This is a genomic window from Arthrobacter sp. YAF34, from assembly GCF_052113245.1.
GTDB lineage: Bacteria > Actinomycetota > Actinomycetes > Actinomycetales > Micrococcaceae > Arthrobacter.
The window spans coordinates 1-494 of sequence record NZ_JBFRCV010000048.1 but is presented as its reverse complement, the minus strand read 5'-3'; the positions used below and the strand labels follow the sequence as shown (position 1 = coordinate 494).

Genomic DNA, 494 nt, shown 5'->3' with positions numbered 1-494 from the left:
GTTGGTGAGGAGCCAGGTGGCGGCGATGTCGGCGCGGAGCTGGGGCAGGGTCCGGGCCTCGTGCGGGCCCTGGAGGGCGCGGGCGGCCGCGGTGGTCCGGTCCCAGATCCCGGCGGCGGTCTCGGCCGGGAGGTGCGCGGAGAGCCAGGCCATGCCGTCCCGGTCCGGGAGGAACTCGACCCGCCGGTCCGCGRCGCTTTTGGTGTGGCGTGCTTCGATGCTGGCCGGGTGGTGGCGTTCGCGCCAGGTGCGGGCCTTGGCCCGGAACCGGGAGGGCACGAGTTCCCCGGCSGGGCAGCCGCGGGCCGGGTCCGGCGCGTCCGGGTCCAGGAAGTGCGCYTCCAGCCCGGCCGCCCCGGCCGCGTCCAGGGAGCTGGTTTCGTCGAGGAGGATCCGGGCGTGGGCCCAGGAGATCGTCCCGGCCTCCAGGGCGGCCAGGGTCAGCGGCAGCGCCGTGGTCAGGGCCCGGGTGTCGGCCAGCAGGGCCCCGGCGG

General features: G+C 77.8%; 1 pseudogene. It reads right to left on the bottom strand.

The annotated features are described in order from the left end of the window. Positions 1–494: pseudogene (locus AB4Y72_RS19705) on the bottom strand (HNH endonuclease signature motif containing protein); the annotation flags it as partial.